This window comes from Microbulbifer sp. ARAS458-1, from assembly GCF_045348205.1.
Taxonomy (GTDB): domain Bacteria; phylum Pseudomonadota; class Gammaproteobacteria; order Pseudomonadales; family Cellvibrionaceae; genus Microbulbifer.
Genome location: NZ_CP155838.1, coordinates 2216070 through 2235180, shown reverse-complemented (window position 1 = coordinate 2235180; position 19111 = coordinate 2216070). Strand labels below are relative to the sequence as shown.

At 57.4% G+C, this 19111-nt stretch carries 18 protein-coding genes and 1 tRNA gene; 1 reads left to right on the top strand and 18 read right to left on the bottom strand.

Annotated features, from left to right (window positions below; translation table 11 throughout):
• Window positions 1-72: 72 nt before the first annotated feature.
• The 13 genes from AAFH99_RS09150 to AAFH99_RS09090 all read right to left on the bottom strand — a co-directional run bounded on the left by AAFH99_RS09150 (window position 73) and on the right by AAFH99_RS09090 (window position 13489).
• Window positions 73-1710 (bottom strand): chitinase, encoded by a 1638-nt coding sequence (locus AAFH99_RS09150; protein ID WP_156035133.1) that lies wholly within the window; start codon window positions 1708-1710, stop codon window positions 73-75.
• A gap of 86 nt (window positions 1711-1796) precedes the next feature.
• Window positions 1797-4283 carry a glycosyl hydrolase family 18 protein gene (locus AAFH99_RS09145; RefSeq protein WP_406827557.1) on the bottom strand — a complete coding sequence of 829 codons (2487 nt, stop codon included), beginning with the start codon at window positions 4281-4283 and terminating at the stop codon, window positions 1797-1799.
• A gap of 312 nt (window positions 4284-4595) precedes the next feature.
• Window positions 4596-5198: a YigZ family protein gene (locus AAFH99_RS09140; protein ID WP_043316827.1), complete on the bottom strand. Its 603-nt coding sequence runs from the start codon at window positions 5196-5198 to the stop codon at window positions 4596-4598.
• Window positions 5161-5742 carry a DsbE family thiol:disulfide interchange protein gene (locus tag AAFH99_RS09135; protein ID WP_043316829.1) on the bottom strand — a complete coding sequence of 194 codons (582 nt, stop codon included), beginning with the start codon at window positions 5740-5742 and terminating at the stop codon, window positions 5161-5163. Before AAFH99_RS09135 ends, AAFH99_RS09140 begins: the two co-directional genes overlap by 38 nt.
• Before the next feature lie 42 nt (window positions 5743-5784).
• Window positions 5785-7785 (bottom strand): heme lyase CcmF/NrfE family subunit, encoded by a 2001-nt coding sequence (locus AAFH99_RS09130; RefSeq protein ID WP_406827556.1) that lies wholly within the window; start codon window positions 7783-7785, stop codon window positions 5785-5787.
• A complete protein-coding gene (locus AAFH99_RS09125) occupies window positions 7782-8231 on the bottom strand; it encodes a cytochrome c maturation protein CcmE (protein WP_043318170.1) in 450 nt (149 codons plus the stop codon). The genes AAFH99_RS09130 and AAFH99_RS09125 overlap by 4 nt, the downstream gene beginning before the upstream one ends.
• A gap of 74 nt (window positions 8232-8305) precedes the next feature.
• On the bottom strand, window positions 8306-8545 hold the full coding sequence (gene ccmD / locus AAFH99_RS09120; protein ID WP_231491541.1) for a heme exporter protein CcmD: 240 nt from the start codon (window positions 8543-8545) through the stop codon (window positions 8306-8308).
• A 19-nt stretch (window positions 8546-8564) separates the two neighbouring features.
• On the bottom strand, window positions 8565-9320 hold the full coding sequence (locus AAFH99_RS09115) for a heme ABC transporter permease (RefSeq protein ID WP_043316832.1): 756 nt from the start codon (window positions 9318-9320) through the stop codon (window positions 8565-8567).
• Window positions 9321-9385: 65 nt separating this feature from the next.
• Window positions 9386-10165 carry a heme exporter protein CcmB gene (gene ccmB / locus AAFH99_RS09110; protein ID WP_081847932.1) on the bottom strand — a complete coding sequence of 260 codons (780 nt, stop codon included), beginning with the start codon at window positions 10163-10165 and terminating at the stop codon, window positions 9386-9388.
• Window positions 10158-10886, bottom strand: coding sequence for a cytochrome c biogenesis heme-transporting ATPase CcmA (gene ccmA, locus AAFH99_RS09105; protein WP_081847933.1), 729 nt, complete (start codon window positions 10884-10886; stop codon window positions 10158-10160). The genes ccmB and ccmA overlap by 8 nt, the downstream gene beginning before the upstream one ends.
• Window positions 10887-10918: 32 nt before the next feature.
• Entirely contained in the window at window positions 10919-12721 is a 1803-nt protein-coding gene (locus tag AAFH99_RS09100) for a SpoIIE family protein phosphatase (protein ID WP_406827555.1), read from the bottom strand.
• A 16-nt stretch (window positions 12722-12737) separates the two neighbouring features.
• Window positions 12738-13082, bottom strand: coding sequence for an STAS domain-containing protein (locus AAFH99_RS09095; protein WP_043316834.1), 345 nt, complete (start codon window positions 13080-13082; stop codon window positions 12738-12740).
• Between the two features lie 233 nt (window positions 13083-13315).
• The gene (locus AAFH99_RS09090; RefSeq protein ID WP_197023761.1) at window positions 13316-13489 is read right to left on the bottom strand and encodes a PA3496 family putative envelope integrity protein; all 174 of its coding nucleotides are present in this window, start codon (window positions 13487-13489) and stop codon (window positions 13316-13318) included.
• A 496-nt stretch (window positions 13490-13985) separates the two neighbouring features.
• Here AAFH99_RS09090 and AAFH99_RS09085 point away from each other — a divergent pair.
• Window positions 13986-14061, top strand: a tRNA-Arg gene (locus tag AAFH99_RS09085).
• Window positions 14062-14071: 10 nt separating this feature from the next.
• Here AAFH99_RS09085 and AAFH99_RS09080 read toward each other — a convergent pair.
• The 5 genes from AAFH99_RS09080 to AAFH99_RS09060 all read right to left on the bottom strand — a co-directional run bounded on the left by AAFH99_RS09080 (window position 14072) and on the right by AAFH99_RS09060 (window position 19103).
• On the bottom strand, window positions 14072-15112 hold the full coding sequence (locus tag AAFH99_RS09080; protein ID WP_043316839.1) for an isoaspartyl peptidase/L-asparaginase family protein: 1041 nt from the start codon (window positions 15110-15112) through the stop codon (window positions 14072-14074).
• A gap of 8 nt (window positions 15113-15120) precedes the next feature.
• A complete protein-coding gene (locus tag AAFH99_RS09075; protein ID WP_043316841.1) occupies window positions 15121-16032 on the bottom strand; it encodes a dienelactone hydrolase family protein in 912 nt (303 codons plus the stop codon).
• A gap of 49 nt (window positions 16033-16081) precedes the next feature.
• The gene (locus AAFH99_RS09070; RefSeq protein ID WP_051686957.1) at window positions 16082-17647 is read right to left on the bottom strand and encodes an NADPH cytochrome P450 oxidoreductase family protein; all 1566 of its coding nucleotides are present in this window, start codon (window positions 17645-17647) and stop codon (window positions 16082-16084) included.
• Between the two features lie 23 nt (window positions 17648-17670).
• Entirely contained in the window at window positions 17671-18501 is an 831-nt protein-coding gene (locus tag AAFH99_RS09065; protein ID WP_406827554.1) for a DUF4198 domain-containing protein, read from the bottom strand.
• A 68-nt stretch (window positions 18502-18569) separates the two neighbouring features.
• Entirely contained in the window at window positions 18570-19103 is a 534-nt protein-coding gene (locus tag AAFH99_RS09060; protein WP_406827553.1) for a DUF2271 domain-containing protein, read from the bottom strand.
• Between the last annotated feature and the right edge of the window lie 8 nt (window positions 19104-19111).

The window sequence follows — 19111 nt, the reverse complement described above, 5'->3', positions numbered from 1 at the left end:
GTCCCGGCCGCACCGCACGCTACCTACACATCTCTCTATTTCAATTTTCCCTTTCGTTTCCACGAACCGAATTTACAGCGCATCCAAAAATTCCCGATGCTCGGTAGAAAACTCGAAGTTATTAAACTTGTCCCAGTTAATTGACCAGGTCATCAAACCACCGAGCCCGGTCCACCCTGTACTAGTATGTGGCGTGTAAGTAGTACACCCCTCGAGCTTCACCAGGCAATTCAGTGCGGCATGCACTTCACTGACGGAAGTAAACCCGCCACCGGCATTTACATTTGCCGGCAAGCCGATTAACACCTGATCCTGACGCAGCGGAGGGAAGAAATAATCGGGATTACCACCGACATTAAAGCCCGTTAATACCATGTCAGCCATGGCGATATGAAAATCCGCAACGCCCATGCTGTGATACTGATCGTCCAGCCCGATAATGGAACCGGAGTTGTAATGCTGCACTTGCAACCAGTTCAGCTGGTCGCGCATTGCATGAATGACTGGAAGGTAAGCGCCAGCACGGCGATCACAGCCGGAGCAGGAACCACCGTAAAAGCTGTAACCCAACTGCACGAAGAACGTCTCAGGTGCCATAGTAAGCATGAAGTCGTCACCATAATGGGACGTCAGAGCCTGCAGCGCCTCAATCAGATAAACGATCACCGGCGTTGTCGGATTGCGGAAATCCACATCCCCCGCATTCAACTCCAGCGAGTGCCCCTCGAAGTCCACATCCAATCCATCAAATCCGTAGCGATCGATAATCTCGATCATCGATGCGATAAAATTATCGCGGGCGGCAGCGCTTTCAAGACGAACCTGGCCATTGGCCCCACCGATACTGATAATAATTTTTTTACCGGCTGCCTGCTTGGCCTGAATACCGGTAATAAAATCCTGCTCATCAAACAGCGGGTCCAATACAAATCCAATTTCACCCGGCGCCGCCCCCGTGGGCTCCGCAAAGGAAACATTGATCGCATCAAATGCATCGGAGACTTCGGCAATGGGAATCACCCCAGAACCATTGTCGAAATTGTGCCAGTAACCGGAAATCAGCCGGGCACTATTGCCACCACTGGAACCACCCGACGAACTGCTGGACGAGCTGGAAGTCGATCCGCCGGACGAGGAGCTGGAGGACGAACTGGAAGATGTGCCACAACTGGCGACATAGGTCCATGCGTGATCCCAATAGGTCCCCTCCCCTGGCGCATACGCCCAGGCAGATTCAGATGAACACCAACCGGCAATATCGCATATGTATTCATCACCCAGGTTCTGCACCCGCTGACCTACCGCATAGCTGGTTCCCGCAACATACTGCACAGAGCTACAGCTACCACCGCCAGAGGAAGAACCCGAAGACGAACTGGATGATGAGCTGGACGAGGAGGAGCTGGATGAAGATGAACTCGATGATGACGAGCTCGACGAAGAACTCGAGGAGTTCCCGCCGTCACACTGGCCGATGATCGACCACTCCTGCCACTGGCCCGAGTTCTGTGCGGGATCTGCGCCCTGGCTCCACCAATTGGCCTGATACGCCGTCTCGATATGCTGCACCTGTGCTCCGCCGCTGTATGCATCACTGCTATTCCAGACTGCAAGACCAGAACAATCCACGGCATAAGTGGAGCCAGTGCCAACCAATCCGATGATACACAACAGCCAGCGTGTTGCGGTCGAAACCAATTTCGTTTTCATAAGTTCACCTTTATTTTTATTGAGTAATTTGTGGCCCGCCCATGCCGCAACCAGTAACACGGGGGACCACCATTCACGACGCGCCTCTAGCGCAGGGGGACAATCAGTGACTCACATTCCGCAACAGTAATATTGCGCCCACAGACAGGGATCTGGTCTGCGGGATCACCGTCGGACTGATCGACCGTCAGGCTATTCCCTAAAACATGGTTCACCGTATTGAGGTTGTAACCATTGTCCTGCTCCGCCATCCAGAAAAAGATTCCGGCCAGCCCATTGTCTTTGGCGTACTGCGCCTTCAAGGCCACCGTTCGCGGAGTTTCTACCGAGATAAATGCTCCGATTCCGTCGTTGTACAGGTAATCTGCATTGGACTCCTTGTCGGTGTACAGCCAGAACCCGTTACGTGGCTGCATGTTGCTGTCGAGGTAATTCTGGTAAAGGTCGTAACCCTCTATGACACCAGCCTCCCAAGAGCCGAGCCCGGCAATACCGAGAATCAAATCCGCCCCACTCCAGCTGGCATCACCGTAGCCCGTGTTTCCGGTAACCCCGTAAGTAAACTCGGAAATGTCGCCAGGGTTGGTCGCTTTCGACCGATGATAGTTGGCGCCGCCGATCATCAATTTATTTGCCGGTACACCAAGACTCTGAAGATAGGCAAGCGTCCAGTTAGCGGACGTCCCCGCCGAAGATCCCGTCGCCATCGGATTAATATAGAGAGGTGTGTGATGCGAGAGCTCCCGCTCCCAGGCACCGGTGAGGTCGTAGGTCATCGCGTACAGGCGATCCATATAGGGATGAACCTGAGACCAGTCGATTTTTTCAAGACGACCCAGCCCCGCAGGAATCGCGGAGGATAACCGGTATGGCTTACCGGTTTTTTCACTCAGCCAATCCATCCCTGCTCGCAGTTCGCGAATCAGTGTGGCGTAGTTTTCGCCATCGTCTTCCCGCGCCATTCCAACCACAGCACCATCACTTCCGGGATACTCCCAGTCGATGTCCACACCATCAAAGTCATAGCGTTCGAGAAAATGCACAACGGAATCAACGAAAACTTTGCGCCTTTCCGGATCATGCGCCATCCACGGGAACCCTTCCGACAAGGTCCAGCCCCCAATGGAAAGGTCGAGCTTTAATTGCGGATTTTGTTCACGGAGCTGGTACAGAACACCGAACACACCCCCGACATTATCTTTATCGAGTGCGTACATACTCTCAGTACCCACCACGCCTTTCGGCGCGACACCCACGTCACGTACGAAGGCAGCTTCAAAATCCGCCACCGCCATGGCACCATCGGGAAGCGCACTCTGACTACAGGTTCGCATCACCGCGGCCGGAGCGGATGTGGGAAAACCCCCGTCCTGTTCATTCTTTGCATCGGGGTAACAGACTCCGGCAAAGCCATAGACAATGCGGTGCAAGTTGGCCGCCGGCAACTGCGTGAAATTGTACTGGCGGCCGTAAATTGCCCAGTCGCCAATATACGTAACGATTTCCGTTCCCGAGCTCAGGCTATAGGTGTTGTGCTGCAATGGAAGGTTTCCGGGTACCAGCTTGGTACCGCGGGCTCCGTTGTCCACATCCAGTCCGCCGTGATCACCACCATTATCTGACGCCGGATTGGCACCCCCCTGATAACCGGTAATCGGCGACTGGGTATCGGCAATCCGTGCGGGCGCAATTGCACCGGTGGGGTTGACCACCCCTGCACTCAGGTTTCCATCAACAGGCTGCGGCTCTCCGTAATCAATGTTATTGGGAATGGGTACTGGACAGAGGGCATCGTCGGGGTAGCCGGCCGCCTCCCACTGCCCCGGATATGCAGTGTTGTCCGGTGCGATGGAGTGGGTATCCACCAACGCGCGATAGGCAACTCCCTGATAGGCTACCACCGTACCTTGCGTGTACAGAGTGCCGGTTTGCCACTCGACCGCACAAAAAAATTCATCCGGCACGCTGCCACCACCGCCACCACTGCTACTGCCACCACCGGAACAGGCCGCTTCGCTGCTACCGGTCCAGGCATTTTCCCAGGCCCAGCCGATGCCCGGCTCGTAAGCAGAATTACCGGAAGAACACCAACCGGCTACGGAACAGGCGTAGAAACCGCCCGCATTTGTCACAACATCTCCGGCTGTGTAGCTGCTGCCGGAAACATAGGCGGGGCAGCCACCGCCATTGCCCGAAGATCCTCCTGAGCCAGAACTGGAGCTACTGCTCCCACCGCCGGAGCTACTGCTGGAGCTGGAACTACTACTGGAGCTGGAGCTACCTGAGCCCGAACTGCTGGAACCGGGGGCATCACAGATACCGAGCACGGTCCAGGCGTGCTCCCAGGCCCAGCCACTGCCCGGAGCGTACGCCCCTCCCTGGCTACACCAACCGCCAACATCGCAACGGTACGCATCGCCCGCGCTTTGCACAGTGGCACCGGTGGTATAACTGCCACCGTCGATAAATTCCGGCGCACTAGAACAATCGTACGCCGCCGCACTTGTCACAGCCCAAAGGCCGATCAATGCAGCGCCGGTTTTCAACATCCTTTTTATTGTTGTTGTTTTCATGTTTTCTTCTTCTCCTGATCGAAGAGTCGGTAATTGTCTGGCAGAAGATTCCGCCCGCTTGAATGGATCTGTACCGCAAGGAAAGAAAACGCTAGAGGAAAGAACCCCCCTCTTGTGAACGGGGGTTTAGAAAGGAAGCCACCACCGGCCTTTAGCCGACAGCGCTGTCAACTAGCGGGGATCAAGCTAGGGGGTAGTGACAACGGTGTCAAACAATTGGAAGGGTAAGGCGCCACTTAATACAAAGATTGCCAAGTAACCCCGCAAGCGGCATCTCACAGGACAGGATCAGGTCGCGCTAGACAGAAGCGCTCAGGGCGCTGATAAAGAGAACGAAAAGCCTTCTGGCACAAGGGTTTGTTTCAAGGAGGACCACTGGTCTCGCGGCAGCTGTACGGCAATCTGCACACGGTCACTGTACTCTACGACACCGCACAGGCCACGGTGCTGTGCGACCAGAAAGCGCACACGGGACTCTCCGGCAAAGTCACATGTAATCCGCACATCAATCAGCGGCACGTGGATTTCGAGTTCCGCCAACTGCAACGCCGCACCCACCGCACCCCGGTACGCTCGCATCAAACCACCGACACCCAGCTTGGTGCCGCCAAAGTAGCGCGTGACGATAGCCCCGACATTTCCCACTTCCTGCTTCAACAGCAGTTCCAGCATGGGTCTGCCGGCACTGCCTCCGGGCTCGCCGTCATCGTCACTTTGCATAACCTCAGGGTTCGCCGGGTTGCCAATCACCAGCGCAGTGCAGTGATGGGAAGCATCTGGATAGCGCCCCCGCATGGCTTCCAGCGCATGGGAAAAAGCCGCTTTATCGGTCACCGGTCCCAACCAGCAGATAAAGCGGCTCTTTTTTTCTTCTGTCTCAGCGACAACGGGCGAGCAGGGAATCTGATAACTCACCAGAAAATTCGTCCCAATCCTGATTCTGTAACCGCTGATACAGGGGCTGCAATTTGGTTTGCCAGACCTTGTCGTCTACCACACCGACATGCTTGCAACGTATGGTGCCACCCGCGTCTACCAGAAAGGTTTCCGGTGCACCAAACACACCCAGATCCAGAGACAGGCGACCCTCAACATCGGATACGGAGAAAACATAGGGGTTCTGGAATTTTTCCAGCCATTTCTGCGCCGCTTCGTTGTCGTCTTTCAGGTTGATGCCGACAATCGGCACCCCCTGCTCTGCCAGCTCATTCAGATAGGGGTGCTCCACCCGGCACGAGATACACCAGGTCGCCCAGACATTCAGCAATAATGGACGGCGGGGCAAGTCGGCTTTTTTCAGCTCGCGATTGGACTCCACATCCAGCAGCGCAAATTCCGGGACCGGCTTATTCACCAGAGCCGAAGGCATCTCTTGCGGGTCCAGTGACAGACCCCGCCAGAAAAGTGCGGCCAGCGCCGCAAAAACAATCAATGGAAGGAAGAGCTTGAGTCTCGCCATGTAATCCGCAAATCCATATATCGTTTATTGTTCGAAGACCAATCAGGCCCCGGCTAGGGAACCACCCGCAGCTTCTGTGCGGGTCTCACCGGCCCGCGCTGCGCGCACCTTGCGGTAACGCTTATCGGCAACAGCGATTGCTCCACCCAGCGCCATCAGTGCCGACCCCAACCAGATCCAGACAACAAATGCCTTGTATTGCAGGCGTACTGCCCAGTCGCCACCGAGATTGTCTTTGTCCATGGGGTCGCCCAACGCGACGTAGAGATCCCGGAACAGACTGGTGTCGATGGCAGCCTCGGTCATGATATTGCCACCGGAGAAATAGCTGCGTTTCTGCGGCAATAACTCAGCGACCTGACGACCATTCTCACGCACCAGCACCACACCTTCCGATGCCCGATAATTTGGTCCGCGAACCTGTCGCACGCCCTCAAAGATAAACTCGTAACCCGACATCACAGCGCTTTGCCCCGGCGACATGCGCAAGTCTTTTTCCACACTGTACACAGTGGTCAAGGCCACCCCCAGCACAGACACCGCCAGGCCGATGTGGCCGAGATGCATCCCGTAATAGCTCGCACGCTGGCGCTTAAGCCCTGCGACCAGGCTATCCGCATTGCGCGATTTGGACAGAATATCCGCGACACTCGCAGCGATCACCCAGAGGCCGGCAAATAACCCCAGTGCCGCCCCCCAGTGGAAATCACCCGCCAACAGCGTCAGTAGCGGCGCGCCTATCGCCGCCGCGAGTGCCGGCACACTCCAGGACTGCAGTAATCTTCTGGTCTTGCTGTCTTTCCAGTTGGCGTGAATGCCCATACCCAGAAGCACGCACAGTACCAACATCAAGGGCACAAAAAACATATTGAAGAACGGAGGTCCCACACTGATCTTGCCCCAATTCAAGGCGTCCGCCAGTAGTGGATACAAGGTGCCCGTCAACACCACCGCCATGATCAGAATCAATAGAATGTTGTTACCCAACAAGAAAGTCTCGCGGGAGCGGAAAGAAAATACACTGCCCGCACTCACCGTAGGGGCGCGCAAAGCGAACAACAACAGGGAAGCTCCGACGACCACCGCCAGAAAAGCGAGAATAAACCCACCCCGCAGCGGATCCGTGGCGAACGCATGTACTGAGGTCAACACACCGGAGCGCACCAGAAAGGTTCCCAACAGGCTAAGGCTGAACGCGAAAATGGAAAGCAAAATGGTCCAGCTACGAAAGAGGCCGCGTTTTTCGGTTACCGCCAGTGAATGCAGCAGCGCAGTGCCGACAAGCCATGGCATAAACGATGCGTTTTCCACCGGATCCCAGAACCACCAACCACCCCAGCCGAGTTCGTAGTAGGCCCACCAGCTACCCAGAGCGATCCCCAGGGTCAGAAACGCCCAGGCCACAGCGGTCCACGGCCGCGCCCAACGCGCCCAGGCGCTGTCCAGCCGCCCCTCCAGCAGAGCGGCAATAGCGAAGGCAAATGCCACCGCAAAGCCCACGTACCCCATATACAACAGTGGTGGGTGGATAATCATCCCCGGGTCCTGCAGCAGAGGGTTCAGGTCGCTGCCATCACTCGGCGGGAACGGCAGGAGGCGATCGAAAGGGTTTGAAGTCAGCAGAATAAACAGAAAAAAGCCGATCAACAGCATGCCCATAACGGACAGCACCCGCGCCACAAGCACTTCTGGCAGTTGCTTGCTGAAGACGGCAACTGCCGCTGTCCAGCCGGCCAACATCAACAGCCACAAGAGGATAGACCCCTCGTGCCCACCCCACACAGCCGTTACCTTGTACATCATGGGCAGAATACTGTTTGAGTTCTGCGCCACGTAGGCCACGGAAAAATCGCTGTTCACAAAGGCGACAGTGAGGCACACATAGGACAACGCGGTAAACGCGAGCACTCCCAGCGAAAGTGGGCGTGCGGTATTTACCCACAGAACACGCCCGGTATAGGTACCCAGCATTGGTACCAGTGACAGAGCGACAGACAGCAGCAGGCCGACAATCAGGGCAAAATGGCCCAGTTCAGGACTCATATCTTCGCATCTCCCTGGCAGCTCGCCTGGTTTACCATGGTCTCCGCCACTTCCGGCGGTGTATAGGATTCATCGTGTTTGGCAAGTACCTGGTCAGCACGGACATATCCACCCTGCTGAAGCTTACCGGTAACGACCGCAGCCTCCCCTTCGGCAAACAGGTCCGGCAAAATCTTATCAAACACGACTTCCAGCTCTGCCTCGCCATCGGTGATCGCAAAGCGCACATCAAGAGACGCCTCGTCTCGCACAATACTACCAGGCACGACGCAACCGCCGGCGCGGATACGTTTTTCAAAAGGCACTTCGCCTGCGGCAAAAGCACTGGGCGCATAGAAAAAGTCCATGTTTTCACGCATGGCGTAGGTGACAAACCCCACCGCGACACTCGAGAGCGCCACCAGTAGAACCACCAGTATCAGTCGCTGTTTACGGGCTGGGTGCATGGTAATCCTGTTCTCATTCGCAATTCGTTGTACATTTTGCCTGCCGCCACCAGCGGTCGGCGACGCGGACATAATCAGTCAGCCAGTTCCGGCGCGGTGTGTGTTGCGCGCGCCCCTTGCGCGGCTCGACGACGCGCCTCTTCCTGTCGCACCCGGCGGGCGATCTCGGCCCGCAACGCCTTTTGCCGCAGCGTCGGCACTAGCACCAGCGCCGCCATAGCCAGGAGCGCCACTCCGTAAGCAGCCCACACGTATGGTCCGTGGCCATTCATGGCCAAAAAGCCGGCCAGGCTGTCAAATTGGAATTCCATCATTCAGATCCTCGCTGGCCGCTCAACCTCTGGCTGCGGATGAAGTGCCCATCAATTCCCGCACCCATTGGGTGCGCCACTCCCGCTGCAAAATCAGTGCGCGGGTATGCAGGGTCAGTACCCAAGCATAAAACAGGTAGAAACCCGCAATCATGGTGATCAGCGGGTAGAACATACTCGGGTCGATGGTACTCGCCTCGGTCAACTTGAGGGTGGCGGGCTGATGCAGGGTGAACCACCAGTCCACCGACTTATAGATGATCGGGATATTGACGGTGCCCACCAGGGCCAACAGGGCGCTGGCCTTATCGCCGGACTGTTCGCGACTGAACGCACCGGACAGCGCCATTACGCCCAGGTACAAAAAAAACAGAATCAGCATGGAGGTGATACGGGCATCCCATACCCAGTAGGTACCCCAGGTAGGCTTGCCCCACACGGCACCGGTAAACAGGGCAACAAAGGTGAGCACAGCGCCGATAGGAGCCGCAGCACGCATTACCACAAAGGACAGTTTCATCTTCCAGATCAGGCCGATGGCACCGGAAATGGCCATGATGTAATAACCCGCCAGGGCGAGAAAGGCCGCGGGCACATGGATATAAATGATGCGGTAACTGTTACCCTGCTTGGCATCTTCCGGAGCAAAACCCAGGCCCCAGACAATACCGACAGTAAGCAACAACAGTGCTGCCGCTCCGAGCCAGGGCAGCCAGGCGCTGGACTTTTGATAGAACCAGCGGGGCGAGCCCAATCGATGAAACCATTGCCAGGACAAATTACATACTCCTATGCCCTTTTCTCAGCCCATGCCCGTGCCGCTTATGGGAATGCAGGAAAAGGTCAGTTTTCGAGACTGATACGGATGGCACCCGCAGACGCCAGGGGTGCAAGCGCGGCCGCCGTGGCCAGAATGGCACCGAGGATCGCCAACTGGGGTCCAAAGCTGTAGCCGTCCAGTGCCGCCTGCACTGTTCCGGTGCCGAAGATTAACACGGGCACATACAGCGGCATAATAATCAACGCCAACAGCAGGCCCGGGCGCCGCAGGGCCACGGTCAAAGCCGCTCCCACCCCACCAATCAGGCTGAGACTGGCGGTGCCCAGTACAAGGGATACAAACAAAGGCCAATAGCCCGCCGCTCCCAAATTGAGCATCATTCCCAATAGCGGTGATAGCAGCGCCAGCGGTAGCCCGGTTACCAGCCAGTGCACTAGTACCTTCGCCAGAACCGGGAAGTACAGTGGCTGCGACTGCAGCGCCAGTTGCTCCAGGGAGCCATCCTCGTAGTCATTGCGAAACAGCGATTCCTGTGACAACAAGGTCGCCAGCAGCGCCATCACCCAGATCAGGCCGGGCGCCATACGGGCCAGCATCTCCGGTTCAGGCCCGATGCCCAGTGGCATCATGGCCAGCACGGTGACAAAAAACAGCAGCGGATTGACAATGTCGGCCCGTCGCCGAGCCGCGAGGATGAATTCTGTGCGAAGCAGAGTAAGGAAGCCCGGCAGCCTGGAAAAGCGGACCGCACGCCGGGCACCGCCCTGGCCTGGCACTGCCTGAGGATCCTGAGGGATTGGCGCAGAGGGCTCCCGTGCTGATGACACTGAGGGATCAACCATGCCGAACCTCGCGATCCACCGAGGAGGCAGCCAGCGGAAAGTCCCTGGCATCGTCCAATGTGCCACCCCACGGAGGTTGGAAATCCGCAAGATCGACCTGGGCCAGCGGCTGAATATGGACAGGTTGGTGAGAGGTCACCAGCAGACTCCCCCCACTACTCAGGTGCGCCTCCATGCGGGCTTCCAGGCTTTGCACGCCCGCCACATCCAGCGCAGCCAGAGGCTCATCCAGCACCCACAGCGGTGCGGGATCAGGCAGGTACAGGCGCGCAAGTGCCACGCGGCGGTTCTGGCCAGCGGAAAGCTGCTGGCACAGCAGGTCTTCAAACCCAAACAGCCCGACCGCCTCCAGCGCTTCGCAGGCCTCCCGCTCGGAAGCACCGTACCAGGCCAGGTTTTCCAACGGTGTGAGACCACGTCGTACACCGGCGTTGTGCCCGATATACAGCAACTCTGCACGCATCGACCGCACCCCCCGGGGAAATGCCCTGCCGCGCCAGGAAATATCACCATGGAAATCTGAGACGCTACCGATAAGCGTGCGGATCAGAGTACTCTTGCCCGCGCCATTGGCACCCACCACCTGAATCGCAGTCCCAGGATTCAAGCAAAACGTCAGCCCAGCGAACAGCTGCCGCCCATCGCGCTCGCAGCACAACCCCTGTACCGACAGGAGCGGACTGCCTGCGGCAGTATTGGATTCTGGGGTGAAGGAGGACATTGAGCACCGGACTGATGAAAAACTGAGCGCGATTATACCGGTACTGGCGGGGTTTGCATGGTACCGTGTTGTGATTCGGGACCATTTTCCGGTCTCGGATCCCGATTCTCCCCCCAGACCAGCGTCGCCTCAACGCGGCTGCTTCCCGTGCTAAAACACACCTCAGTGCACACAGTGTCCAGCAACGCCAGACCTCGGCCTGCGTAGATTGAGCCAGTTTCACGCACTGCGGGAAAGCCCTGACCACTGTCTTCCACCACCAGAGTCAGACGGCCACCATTCTCCCCCTCACGGCAGCACAGGGAGATACTGACCCAACCATCAGACAGACGGTTTCGTCGCTCTGCCATCAGGTCGTAATAGCGGACAAAACCATCATCGGTGCCCTTTATCGAGGAATCCAGTTCCAGCACACCGTGTTCCAGGGCATTGCGAAACAGCTCTCCCAGCGCAATGGCGAGATCCTCCTGAAAACGCGCCGCGCCGGGCATTTGTCCGAGCACACTCAAAAGATGGGGCAGTGGGTCTGACTCGCGCAGTTCAATCTCTGTCAGACGGAAATTGATTGACCAGTCACCAATTCGACCACCCTTGCGATCCCCGGTCGTTTCCAGTTCAGGACATCCACTGCGGCGCAGACCAGGGTCTGACAGGTCCAGCTCCACCAGCGACAGATCATCGTGCTGTTCCGCCGCATGCGCACTGACGGCCAGCAGTATCCGGTCGAACACCAGAGTGTCCGGGTCCAGTGCTGCCGACGTATCAGCTGTCTGCCGCAACAGGGCCAACAGCCGCGACTCTCCGAAATGTTCGCCCTTGCTGTTGCGCGCTTCATGAATCCCATCACTCCAAAGGAACAGTCGGTCGCCGGGCAACACCCGAATATTCACGATGGCGGAGCTTATCTGGTCGGATGACAGCACCCCGAGCGGTAAATGTCTGGACTCCAGCAACTTCAGTGCACCATCGGCCCGCTTGAGGCAAGGGCTCGGCATTCCCGCGTTCAGCAGGCGCAAATGTCGGCGTCGGGGGTCGTACTCCAGCATTGCCAGACAGCAAAACATTTGACGCGGCAATATGTCGTACAGTTTGCGATTGATCTCCCGGGCCACACGGGCAAAGGAAAAACCGCGCGGAATCATCGAATAGAAAATGGAAGTGAGGGGTACCGCTCCTACCGCGGCGGCGAGACCATGTCCCGCGAAGTCACCCAACATCAGCACCAGCTTGCCGTCCGGCGTATAGGTAGCGGCCAGTAAATCCCCGTTCAACACTGCACGGGGAGACAGGTGATAGCGAATGGCCGGAGTATCATCGAGACAACTTTCGTTTCCGAGGTTGCCAAAAATTTCCCGGGCGTTGGCCTGCTCCTGCAGGAAGTCCGCGTGATGGCGCCGAAGCCGGTCACGTTGCGCCATCAGGGATCGGCTGAACTCGCAAAAGCGCCGAATCGATGCCAGTTTTAGCTGTACCAGGCGTGGACTGTACGGCTTGGTAAGGATGTCATCGCACGCCGCGAGACTCAGCGTGTCGGCACCCATACCCCGCAGCTCTTGCACCGCAAGAATCGGCACCGGCTCCACCCCCATACACTGGCGCAATTGCCCTACCGCTTCACCGGACGTCGCCAGTGCCGCATTTGGGCCAAAGATCAGAAGATTGGGAATAAACTCATCATAGGCGCGCAGCGCCGCCTCGGCATCTGCGACGCACAACATCGACGCCGGTAGCACACAGCCGGCAGAACTCCGGTACTCCCATTTGGCGATTAGTTGGCGCAATGCCTCCGTTTCCTGCTGGTCACTTTCAATGATGAGAATACGGAAGGCGGGCATGACAATAATGCGCTACTCAGCGAATGCTGAATATACGGTCAAAATTTGACACGGTGAGGATGTGGGCAACGTGCGCGTTTGCATTCATTAATTCCACGGTAGGCTGTTGGCGCTCGCGGCCAATTTCGACGCAATAGTCACGCAGAAGCAGCAGCATGCCCAGCGCCGCGCTATCCAGGTGATCCGTGGCTGCAAGGTCTACCAGAAATACCTTGGGGACCGGATTCGCATTGCGGTAGGCCCGCTGAAAGTCCCGGTGAATGTTGAAGTCGAAGTTACCGGTGACATGTATCACCAGCTCCTCGCCATCCTCGGAAACTTCCGAGCGCACGCGGCTCTCGAACCTTTCGGAAATCACCATTAGAACATCCTATATCCTGCTGCATCCTGACTGTTGCAGAACCTGAGCCTCCAATATACACCCCACTGCAAGGTGTGGAAACTGGCTGGGCTTGTCCCCCAGAAATGCGAAAGGGTGCCGATGGCACCCTTTGGCGATCACTGCTCACTTAATGCACAATACATTGAGGCAGGAAAAATTTATATTCCGGGCTGATCCCGGTGCGAGGTTTTGGCCTGAGATTCCAATCCCGGTCAGAAGTCGTACTGGTAATCCATCAACTCCCGCCGCAAGCGCATCTCTTCCAACCGGTCTTCAACCAGCCGACGTGCGTCGCGAGGGCTCTCTGGGGTATAGAGCAGACTCTCTTCAAGAGAGGAATCAGTTCCATCAAAATCCATGTCATTTTCGATAACGTTGCCGCTCATAGAAAACTCCACAATCTCGATCTGCCAGGGCAGAAACTCTTTGTCTGTTTTTGTTGTGCAATCGCAGATTAGCCAGCTCCGGCTTTTCCGGTCAAGCAACTTTTTCGCTACGCAGTAAGGTTTTTCCTGGGGTTACACCTGTCACCTGGATAGCACCTTCAGCACCGGGGAGACTGATCCTCACCCCCCACCTGCTGGCGCCAAAATAACGACAAATTGTTACCAATTTGCGAAATTTTTCCGCAGTTTTCCCGGTGTCTGAAAACGCCCCGAAAGAGAGCAAACCGGTAACCGATTTGAGCCGAAGCGTTACCCTAGGTGACAGTGTGAAAGCGGAGTGAAATTTGATCCGAGATTTGCAGAAACGCCCAACGCGGCAGCGTATTCAGAAAGGTCGATAGGGTCGGGCGCCATGACAGATACGACATCAGCCGCTAGAATGGCCCCCGCCCGGCCGACCACTCCCTGTGGCGCACAGGCTGGCGACCTACAAAACGCCCCCGTCGGTTAACAGGATAAACCACGGACCTCCTAAGTCCGCACTGCAGGTTCGAGTCCTGCCGGGGGCGCCAAATCTTGTGGTCAGTCTTTTTCGAATATTCCGATGACTGGCTTCTGACCTGCCACCCGACTCGCCCGATACATACCCTTGGTATTGAAGGTCAGCGCGATGTTGCCTTCCCCGTCCAGAACAATCACCCCGCCGGTACCGCCTACCGGTAACAGGATATCGTTGATCACCTCGCCCGCAGCCTGGGCCACGGACTTGCTTTGGTACTCTACCCGGCTACAGATATCTGCGGCGACGTTGTAGCGGATGAAGTATTCCCCGTGGCCGGTGGCGGAGACTGCGCAGGATTTGTTGTCGGCAAAGGTGCCGGCACCGATCACCGGGGAGTCGCCAATGCGGCCGTAGCGTTTGGCGGTCATACCACCGGTAGAGGTGCCTGCTGCGAGGTTGCCCTCATTATCCAGGGCGACTGCGCCTACGGTGCCCATGCGGAAAGGTTCCGGCAGAGCTTCGACCGCGGCCCGGTAATCCTTGTCCTGCTTGTTTTCCTTATCCAGCTTTTCTTTGACCCTTTCCAGCTGCTGGCGGCGCTGTTCGGTGTCGAAGGTTTTATTGTCGACCATGGGCACGCCGCGGCTCTTGGCAAAGTCCTCCGCACCCTGCCCGGCCAACATCACAAAGGGAGAATCTTCCATCACCATCCGCGCCAGGTTGATCGGGTTGGCAATATGCTTCACCCCGGCTACGGCGCCGGCCTGACGATCGCGGCCATCCATGATGGAGGCGTCCAGTTCGTGGGTGCCGTCGTAGGTGTAGACAGCACCCTTACCAGCGTTAAAGAGGGGAGAATCCTCAAGAATATTGATGGCGGCGACCACCGCATCCAGGCTGGACCCGCCCTGCTCCAACACCCCGTAACCGGCATTCACGGCTTCTTCGAGCTTGGTGCGGTAAGCACGCTCTTTTTCCGGAGTCATGGACGCCTTCTCGATGGTGCCGGCACCCCCGTGAATGGCGATAGCAAATGGGGGAGCATCAGACGTTTCCGCCGTGGCCACAGTCCCCATCAGGCAGGAGCTGACCAAAAAACACTTAGCGAGCTGCAGCATCATTCTGACCTCTAGCGGTTTTCCAAGCGGGCAAATAGGTTCAGCATTTCCTGCCAGGCACGCTCTGCCTGAGCCGGGTTATACGCCATGGAATCCGGCGGGCACCAGCCGTGCATGGCGCCATCGTAGACTTCCACGGTGGCATCCACGCCCGCGGCCTTGAAGGCGTTACGCAGTTCGTCTTTCGCTTCGGGCTGACGCTCGTCGTCGTTTTCAGCAATGGCTACCAGGAAATTGGCTTTGATTTCCGGGATCAGGCGATGCGGACTGTCGGCAGCATCCGTCACCAGGCCGCCACCGTGGAAGGAGGCCCCAGCGCCAAAGCGGTCCGGCATGGCGGCGGCCAGGCGGAAGGTGTAGGAGCCGGTCATGCAGTAACCGGCGGTGCCGGCTTTTTTCTGGGGATCCACCGACGGCTGCTGATCCAGCCAGGCAATGAACGCCTTGCCGTCAGTAACACAGGTCGCAGGAGAAAGCGTGCCGGCGAGCTCGCGGCCTTTGGGGAATACCTCTTTGCGCAACTCCGGACCGATGATTTTTGCATCATCCGGTACTAATTGGCCTTTCATGGTGCGGTAGTAGGGGTTTACCACCAGGACCGAATAACCGGACTGCGCCAGGCGCTTGCCCATTTCACGGAATGCCGGGCGCATACCGAAAATATCCGGCCACAGTATTACCGCCGGGTGACGGCCTTCTGTCGGGTGTACGAAATAGCAGTCAGCCTCACCATCCGGTGTGGGTACCATGACCTTGCGCTCGACAACCTTGGCTCCATTCTGTGCGGATACGGACCAAGGCAGCAAGGCCAACAGTCCGGCACCAATCCCAAGGCGCCCAAACCCTCGGCGGCTTACCCCTTTACCAGACCCATGCTGCAAAAAATAGGATTCGGCATCTTTGCTATTCAGCTCGTCACACATAACCCACTCCTTTTATTGAATGAGCATGACCCTACTGGAAAAGCCGAATTCAGTACAGATCCCTTCGGTAATGGCCATGATCAAGAAGTGAATCCACTTCCGCGTCCCCCAGCACTTGCCGCAGAGTGCGGTCCACGCCCGCGCCCATTCCCTCCCGATTCCCACATACATAAATGTCTGCACCGCGGGAAACGAAACCGTAAAGGTCCTGGGAATGGCGGGCGAGAAAATCCTGCACATATCCGGGTTCGCCGGACTCGCTCCGGGAGAAAACACGATCACAGCGGGAGAGCGTGCCCTGTGTCATCCAGGTATCAACTTCCTCCATCAGTGGGCGATCCGTTTTGGCACAACGCTCACCAAACACCATCCAGACGGGCCCGGCACTGCCCGGAGAAGCGGCCTGAGCGCTCCGCTCCGCTATTTGCGCGCGCAGGCCGGCGAGGCCGCTGCCGGCACCAATCAACAATAAGGGACGACTGTGGTCCGGGGTGTGGCAACGGCTGTTTTCCCGCAAGCGACCGGCAAACAGCTCTCCGACCTCACAGAATTCAGTCAGCCAACCGGACCCCAGCCCCAGATTTCCCTGGCCATCGGACTGCTGTCGCACGATCAGCTTGAGCACTTTTTCAGAGTGGCTGGAAGCCACCGAGTACTCGCGCACCGGTAACCGTGGAAACTCGGAGAAATCACCGCTCAGCAATTTTTCCCGATTGAAGCCACCACGCGGAAGCCAGCGCTCGCGCAACCATGCCTGCAAGGTCTGGCCGCGCTTACCAACAACTATCCACTCGTTGGCATCCAGCTGATGTTGTGCCAGCCACTCCGCAACCAATGCGCGGGGTTGGCGAGGCTGTAACTCAAAAATATCGCCGGCACGCCACTTTGGCCAGTCGCTGACCGCTCGCAGGGTAAGCTCGAAAAGTGGTTCGCCTGGGCTTCCGGAGTTCAACAGGGTACGCGCGGCCAGGCGCCACCAGACGCGCCGCTGCAGAGCCTCTTCCTTACCGGGGGAAACCGCCGCTGGCACCGGACGGAACCATTGGGGCATTGCACGGACAACACTGCTGGGATCCCCCAGCGCACTATCGACTTTATGCAAGGGCTCCAGAGCCTTGGCACCCAGCTGTGCCATACCATCAAACATACGTTGTCCGAAGGCACAAAAGCGCTCGTAAGTACTGTCCCCCAGAGCAATTACGGAATAGGAAAGATGTGAGAGGTCCAGTGCCCCCACGCCAGCGCCGCTACGACTGGGATTCGCCAAGAATTTCCTGGCAAATCGCTGACCGTTATCTGGCGCTTCACCCTCACCATAAGTCGCCACGACAAACAACGCCTTGCGCGCGACCCGCAGCGTCTCCGAAGAAACCTGGCTGAGAGGCAATAGGGTAACCGCTCGTGATGCCCCGAGGTGATCTGCACTCTGACGCGCCAGTGTTGCGGCAGTTCCACTCTGGCTCGCATAGGCGATAAGAACATGCCCCTCTACCGGGTCTTGCTGACGGTGGGCGCGGGGTATTGCCCGGCGGTGGCGCAGGTACAGGTACGCCACCCATAGAAGCCAGAGCAGCGTGCAGCCCAAGGCAAGAGCAATGCGCTGATTCTCGGTCACTGGTTGGCTCCGTGGCTTTGGCTTTACAGGGGCAGCACTTCAAAAGTTGCAGAGTAGGAACCACTGCGCACAGTCGCCGGCGCCCTGGCTTTATCATCCTCGTATTCCGCTTCCATAAAGTACTGGCCAGCGCTCGGCCAGGTCACATTGAAACGACCTTCCGCGTCAGCCTTGACCTTGATTTCGTTTTGCGAATCGCGGTACCGGGAACCGCCGGGAATCAATACGATTTCGGCGCCTTTTGCCGGTTCGCCATCGATCAGCATCTCAAAGCTGGCTTCCTCACCGGCGTAGAGATCGTTGGGGTGAGTAACCGGCACCAGTTCCAGGCCAACCCCTTCAGGCTTCAAGACATCGTTGGTCGGCGCGCCCGCGGTCACAAAAGTTTCAACCCGACGGGAGCTTTGGGTCACACGGAGATCCTTGGCATCCTTTGGCACCGCGGTCTCAAACTCGGCATCGTTGGCTTGCTGGCCACGCCCTGGCCACATCTTGCGTTTGCCCTCTGCATCTTTCCAGAAAGCGCGCAAACCGGAAGATGCAAGGCCAATTTTATAAGTACCTTCTTCTTTCAGCTGCACGTCGAAGGTAGAGCGATATTTACCACGGGACGCATTTTCCAGGGCTACGGTTTTGCCGTTGGGTGCCGTTGCGGTGACGGCGTCAACGCCCATCGCCACGTGATCCGGAAAGAAAATGGTATTGGAAACGGCTGCATCGAAGGTGACATAGGGGTCATCGCCAGACAGCACGGTGCTGCTCGGTAGAATCCATACGCGGTGCGCCTCGGCCTGCATGGCAACACCAGCCGCCAACAGTCCAGCAACCAGTACACTTGCGAAATTCGATTTCATGGGTGTGTCCTTATCAGTATCGGTCATTTCAGATTCAGGTCAGATTTCGTCAGTCAGGGATGCCAGGATCAGGGCTGCAGTGCGATGCGCACCTGGCCCAGCTCTTCACTCCCTTTGACCGACAGCGGCAAGCTGGATTTTTCCAGTGGCCATGTCAGTGGAATTTCCACCAGCTCGCGACCACCAACTTCCCGAGCTGCCTCGACCCGCAGCCGGTATTTTCCCGGTGCCAGATCAGCCAGGTCACTGCCGTTGATGGATACTTCGAATGTATGCTCACCCGGACCGTAGGTAGCGGAAGTAATGCCATCTACCGGAACATCCAGAGAACGACCACCCCGACGCCACCACTGGCGCAGGTCTTTCAGCCATTTCTCGCCTTCGTTATTGCGCATTTCCACGTCGTACCACACGGCAATCTGGGTGGCACTGCGGGACTCGTCTTCCAGCCATACCGCCACATATGGCTTGTGGTATTCGGCCACGTTCAATCGTGGGATTTCGATACTTACCTGCAGGTTCTCCGCCTGGGCGCCCATTGTCAGAAAAAGAGCACCCATGGCGGCCATGCCCGGGAGACTTTTGAACAGCTTTCTTTCCATGCTTATTC